This is a genomic window from Clostridium sp. Cult1, from assembly GCF_021655095.1.
GTDB lineage: Bacteria > Bacillota > Clostridia > Tissierellales > Tepidimicrobiaceae > Schnuerera.
In genome coordinates this window covers 983008-998846 of the sequence record NZ_PPXW01000001.1, presented here as the reverse complement: position 1 = coordinate 998846, position 15839 = coordinate 983008, and the positions used below count along the sequence as shown (strand labels likewise).

Here is a 15839-nt window from a genome sequence, read left to right as displayed (position 1 = left end):
ATCTAGTGCCTTTACCCCTACTTCTTCAAAATCCCTTATCTCTCCATTATAATATTCTTCAGCATTTTTTATAACGCTATAGGCTATATTGGCGGTTTTAGATTCATTGGCTGGATTTAATATGTATTTCATAGCATCTACAAAATCCTGAGCCGTAACTTCTCCATATTCTTCTCCCTCATGAGTTAACCATTTAACCCCTTCCCTTATCTTAAAGGTCCAAACTAAATTGTCATCTGATAGACTCCACTCAGTGGCAAGACCTGGTTGTACTACTCCATATCTATCATAGTCGATTAAAGTATCTACTAAGTTTGCAGCTATGGCAAATTCATTTGTTGTTGAAGTTACCAGATAATTCAAAGTAGTAATTTCACCTGAATAAACTGTTCTATATTCTTGCACAGCAGCCACATTATCTCCTGAGGTTTTCTTTCCTCCTTGAGAACAACCTGTGATAATTATTAATAGAGCCATAGTTAAAGCTATTAGTCTTTTCATACTTTCCCTCCTTAAAAATTCATAGTAATAGAAAACAATATATATTTAATATTCCCTCCCCCCTTGTCCTTTGTTAATAGACCAGATGCTAAGTCCAATATCTCTTTATATTATTTATGGCAAGATACATGCCATATATTCCTATAAGTCTATTTCCTTTTTAAATATGCAATTGACTCCCTTTGATTTTTCTCGCTTATTTGAATATTCCGAAAATTAGGACTGTTGAAGGACTATAAGGCTGTTGTTGCCCCTAGATTTCCATTATAAATAGCCCTTCTATATATTTTCCCTATAACAGGAAAGTTTCCTTTTATAAGGATTAAATACTAATCAATTTCATACCGTTTTAATTTATCATAAAAAGTTGTTTTGCTAATTTCCAATGCTTCCATAGCCTTCTTTTTGTTTCCTTTATAAAAACTTAGAGCTCTTTTGATAGCATTTTTTTCACAAAGATTAACAGATTCCCTTAAAGGGGTTATTTCTTTAGTATTGGATTTTTCCTCTTTTATGTCTAATGTAATATGTTTAGATAGAATAGTATTGCTTTCTGATAGGTTTATAGCCCTTTCCAGTATATTTTCTAATTCTCTAACGTTTCCAGGCCAATTATATCGTGTCAAAAGATTGAGAGCCTCAGCAGAAATTCTTTTAGTATCTATACCGATTTCATTACATATTTTAGGTAACAATATATCTACTAAAGAGTAGACATCCTCTATTCTCTCCCTTAAAGGGGGTATTAATATAGGAAATACATTGATTCTATAATATAGATCTTCCCTAAACTTCCCTTCCATCATTTCTTCTTCTAAATTTTTATTAGTTGCTGCTATTATTCTCAAATTTACGTCTATTTTCTCTGTTCCTCCAACTCTATAAAAACTTTTCTCTTGGAGCACTTGAAGTAATTTAACTTGTAAATTGGTAGGAATATCTCCTATTTCATCTAAAAATATAGTTCCGTCGTTAGCCATCTCAAAAAACCCAATTTTCCCTTCCTTATTAGCCCCAGTAAAGGCCCCTTTTTCATATCCAAACAATTCTGACTCCAAAAGAGTAGTTGGAATTGCTCCACAGTTTACATGAATAAAAGGGTTATCTTTGAACCTACTATTTTCATGAATTCCCTTAGCTAATATTGTCTTGCCTGTACCGCTTTCACCTAAAATTAATATGGTAGAATTAGTTTTTGCAGCTTTTAGGGCTAATCGTTTTACATGTTCTATCTCTTTGCTCTCGCCAACAATATTAGGGAAGGCTTTTTTAAAAACCTTCTTTTCCTTTAATTGATTTTCCATTTTTTCTAAGTCTAGAAGAGCCTTATCCCTCTCTCTAATTATATGCTTTATTTCGGAAATATCTTCTACCTTTAGTGCAGCACCTATCCTAATTTCATCTTTATCTACAGGAATCAAAGTACACATGGTAGGAATTCCGTTTATTTCTTTAAATTCGTCAATATAGCTAATATTTTCCCCTTTGGCTACTTTATAAAATTCTTTAATAGTTGAACTTCCTTTATGGATTTCAAATATATTCTTGCCAATTACATTGAGTATATTAGAGTTTTCTCCCTTAGCTCTATATTCAGAACCCATTAGTAGATCAGCGATACTTTCTCCCCGAGCTGTATATCCTTGAGCTTGGTAAAATTTCAACTTATTAGTCTTTCCATCTAAAATTACCATATGACCAATGGCATTAATATAATTCATAGAAAATTTCTCTTCATTAACTTCTATAGTTATAATTCTGTTTGCAAAATCTATTATTGCTCCTAAATCTATACCTAAATATTTAGTTTTCAATTTTAAGGTATCTTCCATATTGCCGGATTTCAAATATTTATATATGGGGGATATTCCTTTTTGATGAAAAACTCCAATTGCTAATATTGCATCTCCTTGTTCAATATTATTATCCTTTATTCCCAAAGATTCTAAGGACTCTCTATCTAAATTCCCATCATCTCTTCCCAATGAATTATCTCCAATTATTACAATATCCCCTTTATTTATTTTTCCAACACCGTGGCTTATTTGTTGGTTATAGACTATGCCAAAAATTTCTTTTGCTTTTTTATTATATATTTGGATTATTCCATTATTATCTATAACTATAAAACCCTCTGACATCATATCGGTAAACATCTTAACATAGTCTTGTGAGTTGAAAAGCATCTTACCACCCTTTAATCATAATTATATTATTAAGATTATATCACTAGAAATCATTTTATCCTAGTATAATGCTAAAGTGATATTAGGTCAACCCTTTTATCCATTAATTATTAATAAATTCTTTGCATACATTTATCACTTCCATATAGGATTTACCATTTGATATCTTTATAGTTAGTGGGGTTACGCCTGTTTTCATAACTTCTATATAATTAAGACCCTTTTCTCCCTCTTCGTAATATCCAGCAAATTGATGTAGTATATAGCCTACCCCATTCTCTTCTCCAAGATATAACATTGTATGTCCTGGCATGTATAATATACTTGCAGGTGGTATATTTTCTTTGCTATGTATTTTCCCAATAGATTCTATCCCTTGTTCTATGGAATTTCTAGGAAGTTTAAGTCCAAAGGTTCTATAGATATCCATTATAAAGGCAGAACAATCTCTTTTATTATCACTTCCACCCCATCCATATTCTTCTCCATAAAATTTGAATCCTTGTTTAATGATATTTTCTTTAGTATATGGAAGATATCCTTTGTTGAATTTTTCCAAAGTGTGGATTTCCTTTTCAACTATCTCTAATTGTCCATCTTCATTTCTGGTAGGTATACCAATAACATAGGCATCCTTATTTTCCTCTATTATTGGAACTCTAACCCCCATATCTAAAAGTAGGTCCTCTATATATACTTGTTTATCTATAACTACTAGAAAGGGCTCTCTCTTTATATAGCTAAATATTTCTTCCTTTTCTCCGATAGCTACATCTTTTTTAGGTATCCAGCCTAAATAATTATACATTCTACCAAAATACCATTCTCCATCGGTACTTTCCGAATATATAATTAAAGGCTCCCATGGGTAAATGGCAGTCTCCATAAATCTATCAAAATTGGGATTATCCTTTTCCCTATAAGAGGGTTCAAAAGTTGGAAAAGTCCTTATCATAGTTCTATTTATAGTAACCCCATACTTAATAGATATGGAAGCTGGATAGGATTCTAAATTGAAATTATGGATGAGTCTATTAAAATAATCTTCATCCATAATATTTCCTTCTCTATCATATCTAAGCTCTCCGGGTATTTGACTGGTACTTTCTATTAATTCCTGTAATTTTTCTTTTTTTATATTCTCTTTATGTTCTTCTAAGTCCACTAAAAAATCAAACTTTTTAAGGATTTCCTCATTAAACTTCTCTATTTCCGTAAGGTTCATAAGCAATAGATCCTTATCTTCAATTCTATCTATCCAAAACTCCGGATCTTCTATGGTGTAGAAAACAGGCTCTTTATTTTGGTGAATAACTTTTTTTCCTTTGTTAATATACTTCTCTAATCTAAAAAGTAAAACTGTAACTATTAACAACAGAACAGTAATTAGTATTCTCCTTTTTTCTTTCACCCATATACCCCCAGTTTAACAATAGGATTCTGCCAAATATATATTAATTAAATCAGTTCTATACAAAAATACTTAGTTCTAACTCTTGAGATAAATCCTTTAATATCCCATATCCAGCTACGGAATTCCCGTGTTTATCTAGTGCAGGTCCATAAACTCCAATGCCATATTTATTAGGCACTGATGCCAGTATACCCCCTGATACTCCACTCTTTGAAGGTATTCCTACTTTGATGGCGTATTCTCCACTAAAATCATACATACCACAGGTAGTCATTATAGCCATAAGAGTAGAAATAGTTCTATTATCAACTAATTTTTCTCCTGTATCTAAAACCCTTCCCCTATTAGCAAGAAAGATCCCTATTTTTGCTATATCTTGACAATCTACCTCTATGGAACATTGTTTAAAGTAGGTGTCAAGTACTTCTTCTATTTCTCCATCTATTAATCCTTTGCTTTTTAATAAAAAAGCTATGGCTCTATTTCTATCTCCCGTTGTTTTTTCAGACTGGTATACTTCTTTATTATAGTTAATATTTTCGTTATTAGTTATCTTTCGTAGGACCTCTAATAGTCGGTTAAGTTTTTCATCTCCATTTCCTCTAATTAAAGAAGTAGTAACAATTGCACCAGCATTAATCATTGGGTTGGCAGGTTTATGTCCATGGGGTAGGTCTAATTTATATAGAGAATTAAAGGGTTCATCTATAGATTCCATACCAACCTTTAAAAAAACCTCTTCTTCCCCATGGTCCATTATTGCCAGCATTAAAGCTATTACCTTAGATATGCTTTGAATTGTAAACTTTTTATCATAGATACCGCTAGAGTATAGGTTCCCCAAACTATCTATAACACAGATCCCTAGGTCTTTAGGATCTGCATTTCCTAACAACGGTATATAATTAGCAACTTTACCTTGCTTTACTAGGACTTTGTTTTTTTCTATTAATCTATCTAACAATTCCTTCAATATCAACCCCTCCTATTAATGCACATTGATATCCGCGCCACCAATGAATTCTCTTAATATTGAATTAGGTGGAATTATATTTTCATCTTCTATGTCAATAAAATATTTTAAAAATTGTAATAGTCTTTTACATTCAGAATAATATATGCTACTATTGTCTACCTTTTCTAAGAGAGGTACTGCATATTTTTTAAGTACAGATAATTCATATACTAAGGCAGAATCAAACATAATATCTGCTTCTTCTTGAAATGGAAAAATATTCTTTTCCTCACCTTTTGTAACTCCTCCCCATAGTTCAAAGGTTCTAAATACATCGTTGCCTCTAAATTTGCTATCCCTTACCATTCTTCTAATAAGCCTTGTGTCTGTGGTAGAAATTCTATTATGTGCATCTATATTTAGCTGAGTTAAAGCGGAAATATAGATCTTAAATTTATTCTTTTCAGGAATATGGGTTGTTAATCTTGGGTTTAATCCATGAATACCTTCGACTATTATTGGATGGTCTTTATCTACTTTAATTTTAATACCCGAACTCTCACTTTTACCAGTTATAAAATTATACTTAGGTAATTCTATTTCTTCGCCTTCTAATAGCTTGACTAAATCATCATTTAATTTTTCTAGATCTATAGCTTCTATGGATTCAAAATCATATTCCCCTTTTTCATTTAGGGGAGTTTTTTCTCTATCTACAAAATAATCATCTACAGATATAGCGATAGGTCTTTTCCCATTTACTTTCAAATGAATTGCTAACCTTTGGGCAAAGGTGGTCTTTCCTGAGGAAGATGGCCCTGCTATTAGAATTATATTGATATCATCATCTTTGCATATTTCATCTGCTATATGACCAATCTTCTTCTCCTGTAATGCTTCAGATATTCTAATAACTTCCCCTATATCTCCATTTAATACTTTTTCATTTAAGGAACCTACATAGCCTAAATCCAAAATACTAGCCCATTCATTGGCTTCTTTAAAAACTTTTGCTAATTTTTTTTGTTCTATAAACTCAGGTATTTGATTTACACATTCTGTTGTAGGAATAAGTATAATAGCTCCTGGATAATAATATTTTAAATCAAATATATTAACAAATCCAGTAGAAGGTGCCAAATATCCATGAAATCCATCTATATGGTGGCCAATTCTATAAGTTTGTATCAATTCTCTATCTAAAGTATTATAGAGTCTAACTTTATCTTCATAGCCTCGGTCTTTAAATAACGTTATCCCTTTTACCGCTGGTACCTTTTCTCTAATAATGGGTATATCTTTATTAATAATTTCTTTCATCTTTGCCTTTAACTTCTCTACCTCACTGAAGCTTATGGATCTTTCTCCTTCTAGTTCAGCATAGAGTCCTTCTCCTATAGAATGCTCAATTTTTACTGTAGACCGGGGAAATATTTCTTTACAAGCCATAATAAAAATTGCAGTGGCAGTTCTGGCATATATTTTATGTCCATCTTCATCTTTTAGAGACAAAAATTTAATATACATATTTTCTTCTATACTTTTACGTAGGTGATAAATTTCGTTATTTATTCTAGCTCCAATATATTTTCTATAATCTTTTCCAAATACTTGTTTTGATAATTCTTCTAATTTAATATCTTCTTCTGTTAAAATTTCCCCAACTCCCTCTACTGTTACTTTTATTTTCTTTTTCATTCTATTTACCTCCATCTTTATAATTATCCAAATAGTTCTTTCTCTATCTGTATGAATTTTCCACCTGCTTTAGCTATGAATTCCTTTCCTTTTAAATATTCTAAGGACTTGTCTATTTCAGTAAAGGCTATTCTATGACCATGAAGAAATTGACTTTGTAAATTATATTTCTCTTTGAAATATTTATTCGTATTCTTATTACCATATTTGACATCTCCAATTACTGGATGGCCTAAGGAAGCTAGATGAGCTCTTATTTGATGAGTCCTTCCTGTTATCAGTTCTATTTCTAGTAAGCTATATTGGTTGGATGTAGCTAATACTTTTATTCCAGTAAAAATTCTTTTTGAATCATCTATTTCCCTATCGGTTATTTCTACTTTATTTAATTCTCCATCTTTAGATAAAAATCCTTCTACTATCATATCTTTTTTTATTATTCCTTTAACTATGGTTTTATAGTATTTATTGATATTTCTTTGTTTTATTGCTTCATTAATAACCTTTAAAGAAGTATAGTTTTTTGCTCCAATAATTATTCCACTAGTATTTCTATCTAACCGATTGCAAATAGCTGGGGTAAAGGTCTTTTCAATTCTTGGATTATATTCACCTTTTTGGCAAAGATAATGTATCATGCTATCCACGATATTATTGCCATAATCCTTATTTGCCGAATGGGATAATATTCCTACTGGTTTATTAATTATCATTATATTTTGATCTTCATAGATAATATTAAGGGATGTATGACTTTTCTCTACTTTTATTTGCTCCCTAAATTTTTCTATGGTTTCATCTGCCAAGTATAATTGTATGATATCTCCTTCAATTATTGTAGTTTCAGGACTAGCCTTTTTGTTATTTAACTTAATATTTTTCTTTCTAATCATTTTGTATATAAAACTATTTGGTGCTTTTGACAGATATTTTTTTAAAAACCTATCTAATCTTTGGCCACTATCATTTTTGTCAATAATTAACTCTTTCAAACTTTCCTCACCTTTTCTTTATTCTTATGTTATAATTATATTATAGATTAACATATTTTAAAAACTTTATTCTCTTTCAAAGTTATTAAAAGAGGTGAATTTGGTGAAAAAATTTTTTGAAGGATTGAAAGATATCCTATACGATGGTATAGATTACATAATGATGGTCATTGTAATCCTAATAGTGGCTTTAGTTATCAATTGGAGATTAGGCGGATTATTTGCTAAAGATGCTACTGATACCTTATCAGAAAAGCCTTCTAGTACAATAGGTAGTGAAGATATAAATTCAAAGGATGAAAAAGAGGATAATAATATTGATAATGATTCATCAAAAAACCAAGAAGATGATGAAAACAGAGAACAACAGGATGAAATATCTGAAAAAGAGCCAACAGAAATAATTAAAGTAACTATACCTGCTGGATCATTACCAGCTGAAATTGGTGATATCTTGGTATCTAATGGCTTAGTCCATGATAGAAATGAGTTTGTTGAAAAGGCTGTTGAGTTAAATATGGAAACAAAACTTAAGTCCGGTGAGTTTGAAATAGAAAAAAATAGTTCTTTAGAAGAGATAATAAAGGTTCTAGCTAAATAAAAAAGGATGGTAGGCTTTATTCTATTGCCTAGCATCCTTTTATTTATGTAAACAATATTTACTCTTTTGCAGTAAGCTTTTGTGATAACCAATTCTTTCCTTCGATAACTCTAGTTACCATCATAGAAGCTACTGTATCGCCAGTTACATTGATCATTGTAGCTGGTGGATCTACTAAATACCCAATAGTTGCTATTATTGGAAAAGCTTCTGGCGGAAATCCATATAGATTTACTATTAACATTTCCCCAATTAATCCACCACCTGGAACTCCCGACATAACTACCCCACTCAATATAGAGATTATTATGGCTGTGATATAGGTTCCTATTCCTTTAAAAGGTATTCCAAAAATACCGAACATAAAAGCAATCTTTAAGATAGCACTTAAACAGGACCCATCCATATGAGCAGTAGCTCCAATAGGAATTACAATATCTCTAATATCTTTTGGAATTCCTATCTTTTTTGCCGCACTTAAATTTACAGGTAATGTAGCAATACTGCTTTGAGTTGCTAAGGAAGTAATTGCTACTGGAAATATATTTTTAAAATATACCTTTACCCCTTCTCTTCCACCAGCAAAATAAGAATAGAAGAAAAAGGCTACGAAAAAATAGACTATACAAATAGGATAATAGACTATCATTGCTCTTGCATAGGATCCTAATAATTCAGGCCCAAAAGTTCCTATTAATGAAGCAAAATATGCCCCTAAACCGATAGGTGCATAGTACATGACTATGGATACCATTTTTAAAAAAACTTCCGATAAAATATTTAATAAATTGGATATGGGTTTAGCTCTTTCTCCTAATAGGCTAACGCATAGCCCAAAAAATATTGAAAAAATAATCAATGGAAGCATATTTTTCCTAGATATTAGTTCTGGGAAATCACTGACGGTTATGGCTTTGACTATTTGTTCCCCTGTCTTCAAAGGAGTTATTTCCTCTGCCGACTCCATGGTTAGTTTTACTCCTTTAGCAGGAGGAAATATGTTTACTACTGTTATCATTATTATTGAAGCAATAAGTCCTGTAATAACGAATACTAAAAGCATACTACCTATTATTCTACCTAGCCTTTTCATATCTACCATACTAGATACAGCGCTGGTAATGGTTACAAAAACTAAAGGGACTACTATTGTAAACATTATATTTAAAAATATATCACCTAAAGGTTGAAATATCGAAGCCTTCTCTCCCATTATTAAACCAATAATACTTCCTAATATTATTGATGAAAGTAATATAATAGGAAATCTATAATAGTCCCAAAAGCTTTTTTTGTTCATTTCTGTCATAAAGATACCTCCATTCTCAATAATAAATTCCATATATAATATTTATATTAGATTATATAATGTTCCATTACAAATTCTATTAGCCCATCCTTTCATATAGATCTCACCTTTATCTCCTAATTCAACTTGTAATTCCCCTCCTTCAGTTTTTACTCCAACTTTTTTCTCTAATTTGCCTAATAGATTACCAATAACTACACTTGCGCAAGAACCGGTTCCGCAACCTAAAGTTCTTCCCGCCCCTCTTTCCCAAGTGTAAACCTTTATTTTATTTCTATCTAAAATTTTGACAAAATTGACATTTGTTTTAGATGGAAAAATAGTGTCTATCTCCAGCTTACTTCCCAATTCATTAATATCAAAATCTTCTATATCGTTAATAAAAATAACCGTATGGGGAACCCCTACTAGTACTGAGGAATATACTATATCTTTCCCTTCAATCTTTATAGTTTCCTCTACTACTCTTTCCTTATCTATATCTACTGGAATAGCCTTAGGATTGAAAATAGGTTTACCCATGTTTACTTTTACTGTTTCCACTATGCCTTTATTATCTGTTTCTAACCATATGGTTTTAATGCCAGCTAATGTTTCTACTTTAAAGACTTTTGAATCTACTAAACCTTCTTCGTATACATATTTTGAAAAACATCTTATTCCGTTACCACACATTTCCCCTCTCGAACCATCAGAATTATAATATATCATTTTCACATCAGCTATGTCTGATTTTTCACATACTAGGATACCATCTCCACCAACAGAATAATGTCTATGACAGGATTTCATTGCTAAATCTCTATAATTATCAATAGAATATTTAAATCCATTAAATACAACAAAATCATTCCCTGTGGCTTCCATCTTAGTAAACTCCATGTCAATCTCCTTTCTATCATTAATTTTTTGCCTTAAAATAAATAGCAGCTATTTGCCGCTATTTATTTTAATATCTTTCATTAATATACCCATCTATGAGGGATTTTTTCTTTCCTTCTAAAAAAACTCCTTCCTCCTTTAATATACCCAACAGCCAATAACTTTTAGAGTGGAAAATAGCCTCTTTGTAATCTAATAACACAATTTCATATAATTTGTCCTGTAAAAATTTAGATTCTACCTGAATAAAATAGGCTTCCACATTTTCAAATTCTAAAAATCTTAATAATTGTAAGGTTGCTCTATCCTTTTGGTGATAATACTCATTACCCATGTTTTTGTAATAAGTATAATATTTACTATGCTTTCCTGATCTTCTTATATCTTTAGCTAGCATAGTATAATACTTAGCTAAAACATTATAATATTGATAATTATACATTCCCTTTTCAAAACTATCGATTCTTGAAAAAGGTTTAATATTCATCTCTTGAACGAAATCAAAATTATACTCTAAAAATTCTTTCTTGGTAATATCCCCATTTGTATATTGGATTATAAGGGAAGATCTGTTTTGAAAAAAAGTTTCAAATATCCCCTTTCTTTTAAACTGCGCCAATTATAACACCCTATCTAAATATGAATTCTTAATAGATTATATCATAATTTTTAATTTTTTTCTTTTAATAATTTAATTTCCTCCTCAGCTAATTCCCTATATTGGCCTAATTCTAATCTCTCATCTAATTTTATTGGCCCCATAGAAATCCTTTTAAGATATATTACCTCCATATCAATAGCTTGAAACATCCTTTTTACTTGATGAAATTTTCCTTCTTTAATGGTTAACTCTACCTTTGAAATAAAACCTGACTCAATTATTTTAAGCTTTGCTGATAGAGTTTTATAACCATCATCTAAAGTGACTCCCTCATTAAATAATTTCTTATGTTCTTCCTCTACATATCCATCTACTTCTACATAATAGGTTTTTTCAACTCCCTTTTTGGGTGATAATAGTTCATGGGCTAATTTTCCATCATTAGTTAAAATAAGTAGTCCTTCCGTATCTTTATCGAGTCTACCAGCGGGAAATGGATTGAAAATTAAATATTCCTCATCTAACAATTCCAAAACCGTTCTATTTATAGGATCATCAGTTGATGAAACTAATCCTTTTGGTTTATTCATCATAATATATACATATTTTCTAAAATAAATTTCTTCTCCATCTAGTTTAATTTCGTCGGTATATGGATTTATTTTGTAATCATTCTTATAGATTATTTCACCATTTATTTCTACTCTACCTTCTTTTATTATCTTTTTCACATCTTTTCTGCTTCCATATCCCATATTGGATAGAATTTTATCTAATCTTTCCATTTTATTCATGTAATGCTCCTTATCAGAATTTTGTATAAAAAACTATTTAAAACACAAAATAATTATGGTGAACCTTAAGATAATTCAACCTATATTTTAAATGAAAGGAGATTGCTATGCGTATAGAAAAAACAAGCGAACCTCTTGACGGTGTTAAATGTGTTGTAAATACTTGTCATTATTATGTGTCTGGAGACCAATGTAGTGCAGCAAAGATAGAAATACAGCCAAGAAATGCCTCTTCTACTGAGGAAACAGACTGTGCTACCTTTAGACCCGACAACAATTCTATGCAATGATAAAAAGTGAGGGGCAGGAGTATTTCCTGCCTAATCTATCTCTAATTCAATACAATTTTTCTTTAATTTATCAGGCATCTCTTCCATTTTCAAATCCACACCAATATAGAATTCCGTATTAAATTTTTCCTCTATTAAATTTAATCCTTCTACAAGTTTTTCTAATTCATCATTTTTTAAAGGAAATACATTATATATTCCATCTATATATATCTTCTCAACATCATAGTCCATCCCTATAATTCCACACAAAAAGCCATAGAAAGATTCTATATTTTTAATATTGAACTCCATGGCATTAATAAGCCTTACAGAATAATCAAGGCTAAATATATGATTGTCATCCACATCAATAAATACTATATTCCCGTTACCTTTTTTAATTTCCTCGTTTGCTCTATCTATTAGCCATTTGGTTTTACCACTGCCCTTTGGTCCTAAAATAAATTTGGCCATGATAATCATCCCCTTTATATTTTATACTTTATTATTATATTCTACATTTATTATCTTTTTCCTCTATTTTTTTCATCTTAATTGCTTTTCCATTTAAATAATTACACTTGATTCCCTGTTTTATATTTCTCTCTACCATTTCCCTTACTATTTCATCTCTTATCTTCCACCAACTTTCATTCCAATTTACAAACAAAGCATTTTCTTCTGGAGCTCTGCCAATAATCCTTTGTATAATTATTTTTTCATCTAAATACTCTAAAAATGTAATTACCCTTTCTTTGTATTCATCCTTAGATATTAATTTGACTCGTCCTTCTTTATAAATCTTGCCCAATTCTGTTCCCTCAACTATATATAGTGCGTGAAGTTTAACTTCATCAACTCCCAGTGCAGATAATATTTTTGCATTTTCTATAGTATCCTCCATAGTGTCCCAAGGGAGATTTAAAATTAAATGAATACAAGTCCTAATTCCATATTTTTTAGTCCTTAACACTGCATCTATTAATTCCGCTAAAGAATGACCTCTATTAATTTTTCTCAAAGTATGGTAATTAACAGTTTGTAAACCTAACTCCAAGGTAATTTCCAATCTATATCTATCCTTTATATAGGATAAATACTCTAAATATTCGTTATTTATACAATCAGGTCTTGTGGATACCGATATACCAACAACTCCCTCTACTATGGATTCTTCAATATATTTTTTAAAATCCTCTAAAGGTAAATAGGTGTTGGTAAAGTTTTGAAAATAAGAGATAAATTTTTTTGCTTTATACTTCATACTTATATATTTTTTATTTTTATCTATTTGTTCTTTTACAGTAAGGGTATTGGGAAGGTTCTCAAAGGAACCTCCCTCTTCTCCACAAAATATACAACCACCAGTACCTATACAACCATCCCTATTAGGACAAGTAAGGGGCAAATTAATAGGTAGTTTATATACCTTTTCTCCAAATCTTTCTTTTAAATACTTAGAATAAACATTGTATACTGTTATTTCCAATTATTTCACCTTTTCTATTTGTACATTCCTTTTACTTCTACATCCCCCATATTTATTATAAATTGAACATCTGAATTATATAGTGGATTATATTGATATATTGTATCCATATCTAATATATATCCTTCAGGTGTTACAATATGTTCTTTCTTAACTGAGTTTTCATCTAGAAATATAATTAAAGCTAGTTTCTTATTATTGTTTGGATTTTTTGATATAAAAATACCAGATATATTTTCATTTTTAATGGAAATTCCATTAATATCAATTGTTTCTGAATTTAAATCGATTGGAAGTTCTGTTTTTATTTCCTTTATAAAATCTATCTTTTTAGGATAACCTATTAGTATTACATTGTTTTCTCTATCCTTATCTGTAAGGTTTCTTTCTTCAACTATCTTAACCTTAATACCAAATTGAATTTCCAAATCGTTTGTAAGCATTCTTATTAACTCTTCTAGTTTCTGTAAATCCTTATCTTTTATATGTTCTGGTCTTACTAATATTAATTCTTCTCCATCTAATGCCCTAAGGACTATACTGCCTAATACTAATCCCTTTGCATTCTCATATCTTCTCAACCTTTGCTTTTCTTGCCTTCTATAAAAAAGCATTTGTTCTTCCTGGCTCAATTGTATACTTTCGGGATGATAATTTGGTTCTTTAACAGCTTTATCCATAACCTTTCTAATTTCTTTTCCTGCTACTTTTTCTATAATATTTAATAAACCGTCTATACTTGCGTTTTTAAATAAATATTCCTCATAATAAGTTTGTAGGATTTCAACAAATTTTTCTTCCCCAACTTGTTGTCTTAAATCTTCAAAAAAAGCAGGTCCTCTTGTATATATAGCTAAAGAATAATCTCCCCAGTCCTTAAAATCATCTACGCTACTATTTAGTGGAAGTACTGTTGACGGATATACTCTGTTTCTTATAGTGTAAGCTACTCCATTTTCATGGTACTTATCGTATTCCTTCTCAAAATAATAGGCAGTGGTAAATACGGTTAAAGATTCGTCTAAGAAAGGTTCATTAAATTCATCGTTCCCTACTCCTACATACCACCATTGGTGTACTGTTTCATGAACTGCTGCTTCTATAATAAAAGGTGCATTCTCTTCAATATTTACATGGGACAAATCATGGTATCCACCCATCTGGATTACTTGAGGATATTCCATAGCTCCTCCAGAAAGATAAGTTTCTACTATCCTCAATTCATCATAAGGATATCTGCCTATAGTATTGTTTAAAAACTTTATAGCTTTAGCAACTTCATCTAATACTTTTTCTGCTGTTTTATCAACGGGATGGCTCTTATTCTTCATATAATAGTTGCTAATCTTTATTCCGTCTACTTCCTTAGTTTTAACTTTATAATTTGGACTCATTAAAATTACAAAATCTCTAACATTTTTGGCTTTTATATTTATTATTTTATCGTCACCAGCTACCTTTTCCTCTATTATAGTGCCAGTAGGTGCTACTACCATATCTTTAGGAACGGTGAGTTTTACATTATAATCTGAAATATCACTATAGTTAGATTCTCCAATAGGGTGATATGGGTTTTCATCCCATTTTTTTGTCTTTTCGTTATAAATGGATAACAAAGGATACCAATTGGTTAGAGAGTAGGTTCCTTCCATTTGGTGTAGGCGCTGATAACCCTCTGGAACTTTTAATGTAAATTTGATTTTCAGCTGGATTTTTTCTCCTTTCCCCAAAGGCTTGTCTAAGGGAATTCTTAATATTTGCTCATTCTCTTTAAATTCGGCTTCTTTTTTATCTATATATACTTGATGAATTTTTATATATCCTTTTTCTTCTTCCTTCATTTCAATTTTTTCTCCATCCATTGGATAGTACATACCACCAATGGCAGGCATTGTTTCATAGGATTTAAAGGAATTAGGATATAGATGGAATACCAATTCTTTCAAATCATCATTGTAAGTATTTACAAAGCTAATACTTTGTTCACCTTCTACAGTATGTTCTTCTCTATTCAACTTAATGTTCATATCGTACTTAGTAAGATTATTTGAATCTACTGCATAACCTAGTTGAAAACTACTTAGTAAAATTACTAAAACTAAAAAAATAGATAATAAATTTTTTCTCTTCACAATACCCCTCCTC

15 protein-coding genes are annotated in these 15839 nt (G+C 30.5%); 2 read left to right on the top strand and 13 right to left on the bottom strand.

Annotation, left to right across the window (positions count from 1 at the left end; genetic code table 11):
• The 6 genes from C3E89_RS04815 to C3E89_RS04790 form a co-directional block, all read right to left on the bottom strand.
• The coding region (locus tag C3E89_RS04815; RefSeq protein WP_236911343.1) for an ABC transporter substrate-binding protein at positions 1 to 501 on the bottom strand (501 nt) is incomplete at its 3' end.
• Positions 502 to 830: 329 nt separating this feature from the next.
• Positions 831 to 2687: a sigma-54 interaction domain-containing protein gene (locus C3E89_RS04810; RefSeq protein WP_236911342.1), complete on the bottom strand. Its 1857-nt coding sequence runs from the start codon at positions 2685 to 2687 to the stop codon at positions 831 to 833.
• Positions 2688 to 2790: 103 nt separating this feature from the next.
• The gene (locus tag C3E89_RS04805) at positions 2791 to 4098 is read right to left on the bottom strand and encodes an SH3 domain-containing protein (protein ID WP_236911341.1); all 1308 of its coding nucleotides are present in this window, start codon (positions 4096 to 4098) and stop codon (positions 2791 to 2793) included.
• Positions 4099 to 4156: 58 nt separating this feature from the next.
• Complete coding sequence (glsA, locus tag C3E89_RS04800) at positions 4157 to 5074, bottom strand: glutaminase A (protein ID WP_236911340.1); 918 nt, start codon at positions 5072 to 5074, stop codon at positions 4157 to 4159.
• Between the two features lie 15 nt (positions 5075 to 5089).
• Entirely contained in the window at positions 5090 to 6754 is a 1665-nt protein-coding gene (locus tag C3E89_RS04795; RefSeq protein ID WP_236911339.1) for a nucleoside kinase, read from the bottom strand.
• A 23-nt stretch (positions 6755 to 6777) separates the two neighbouring features.
• Positions 6778 to 7746, bottom strand: coding sequence for an RluA family pseudouridine synthase (locus tag C3E89_RS04790; RefSeq protein WP_236911338.1), 969 nt, complete (start codon positions 7744 to 7746; stop codon positions 6778 to 6780).
• 103 nt (positions 7747 to 7849) lie between these two features.
• On the opposite strand from C3E89_RS04790, the gene C3E89_RS04785 reads away from it, so the two are divergent.
• On the top strand, positions 7850 to 8347 hold the full coding sequence (locus C3E89_RS04785) for a hypothetical protein (RefSeq protein ID WP_236911337.1): 498 nt from the start codon (positions 7850 to 7852) through the stop codon (positions 8345 to 8347).
• Between the two features lie 58 nt (positions 8348 to 8405).
• Here the strand turns inward: C3E89_RS04785 and C3E89_RS04780 are convergent, their stop codons facing one another.
• From C3E89_RS04780 to C3E89_RS04765, 4 genes are all read right to left on the bottom strand, one after another.
• Positions 8406 to 9647 (bottom strand): dicarboxylate/amino acid:cation symporter, encoded by a 1242-nt coding sequence (locus C3E89_RS04780; RefSeq protein ID WP_236913439.1) that lies wholly within the window; start codon positions 9645 to 9647, stop codon positions 8406 to 8408.
• A 51-nt stretch (positions 9648 to 9698) separates the two neighbouring features.
• On the bottom strand, positions 9699 to 10538 hold the full coding sequence (gene dapF, locus C3E89_RS04775; RefSeq protein WP_236911336.1) for a diaminopimelate epimerase: 840 nt from the start codon (positions 10536 to 10538) through the stop codon (positions 9699 to 9701).
• A gap of 67 nt (positions 10539 to 10605) precedes the next feature.
• A complete protein-coding gene (locus C3E89_RS04770) occupies positions 10606 to 11157 on the bottom strand; it encodes a DUF6648 family protein (protein WP_236911335.1) in 552 nt (183 codons plus the stop codon).
• Between the two features lie 50 nt (positions 11158 to 11207).
• Positions 11208 to 11924 (bottom strand): pseudouridine synthase, encoded by a 717-nt coding sequence (locus C3E89_RS04765; RefSeq protein ID WP_272876661.1) that lies wholly within the window; start codon positions 11922 to 11924, stop codon positions 11208 to 11210.
• Positions 11925 to 12040: 116 nt separating this feature from the next.
• On the opposite strand from C3E89_RS04765, the gene C3E89_RS04760 reads away from it, so the two are divergent.
• Positions 12041 to 12223 (top strand): DUF1540 domain-containing protein, encoded by a 183-nt coding sequence (locus tag C3E89_RS04760; RefSeq protein WP_236911333.1) that lies wholly within the window; start codon positions 12041 to 12043, stop codon positions 12221 to 12223.
• Between the two features lie 30 nt (positions 12224 to 12253).
• Here C3E89_RS04760 and C3E89_RS04755 read toward each other — a convergent pair whose 3' ends face one another.
• From C3E89_RS04755 to C3E89_RS13425, 3 genes are read right to left on the bottom strand one after another with little or no spacing between them, the layout of a single operon-like run.
• A complete protein-coding gene (locus C3E89_RS04755) occupies positions 12254 to 12679 on the bottom strand; it encodes a hypothetical protein (RefSeq protein WP_236911332.1) in 426 nt (141 codons plus the stop codon).
• Between the two features lie 34 nt (positions 12680 to 12713).
• Positions 12714 to 13694, bottom strand: a complete 981-nt coding sequence (locus C3E89_RS04750) for a TIGR01212 family radical SAM protein (protein ID WP_236911331.1) — start codon at positions 13692 to 13694, stop codon at positions 12714 to 12716.
• A gap of 14 nt (positions 13695 to 13708) precedes the next feature.
• Positions 13709 to 15826 carry a M1 family metallopeptidase gene (locus tag C3E89_RS13425; protein WP_236911330.1) on the bottom strand — a complete coding sequence of 706 codons (2118 nt, stop codon included), beginning with the start codon at positions 15824 to 15826 and terminating at the stop codon, positions 13709 to 13711.
• Positions 15827 to 15839: the final 13 nt, after the last annotated feature.

Bases quoted from the DNA above. Each gene is read 5' to 3' on its own strand.
- C3E89_RS04810 (WP_236911342.1), bottom strand. From the start codon at position 2,687: ATGCTTTTCAACTCACAAGACTATGTTAAGATGTTTACCGATATGATG.
- C3E89_RS04795 (WP_236911339.1), bottom strand. From the start codon at position 6,754: ATGAAAAAGAAAATAAAAGTAACAGTAGAGGGAGTTGGGGAAATTTTA.
- C3E89_RS04780 (WP_236913439.1), bottom strand. From the start codon at position 9,647: ATGAACAAAAAAAGCTTTTGGGACTATTATAGATTTCCTATTATATTA.
- dapF (WP_236911336.1), bottom strand. From the start codon at position 10,538: ATGGAGTTTACTAAGATGGAAGCCACAGGGAATGATTTTGTTGTATTT.
- C3E89_RS04765 (WP_272876661.1), bottom strand. From the start codon at position 11,924: ATGGAAAGATTAGATAAAATTCTATCCAATATGGGATATGGAAGCAGA.
- C3E89_RS04760 (WP_236911333.1), top strand. From the start codon at position 12,041: ATGCGTATAGAAAAAACAAGCGAACCTCTTGACGGTGTTAAATGTGTT.
- C3E89_RS04755 (WP_236911332.1), bottom strand. From the start codon at position 12,679: ATGGCCAAATTTATTTTAGGACCAAAGGGCAGTGGTAAAACCAAATGG.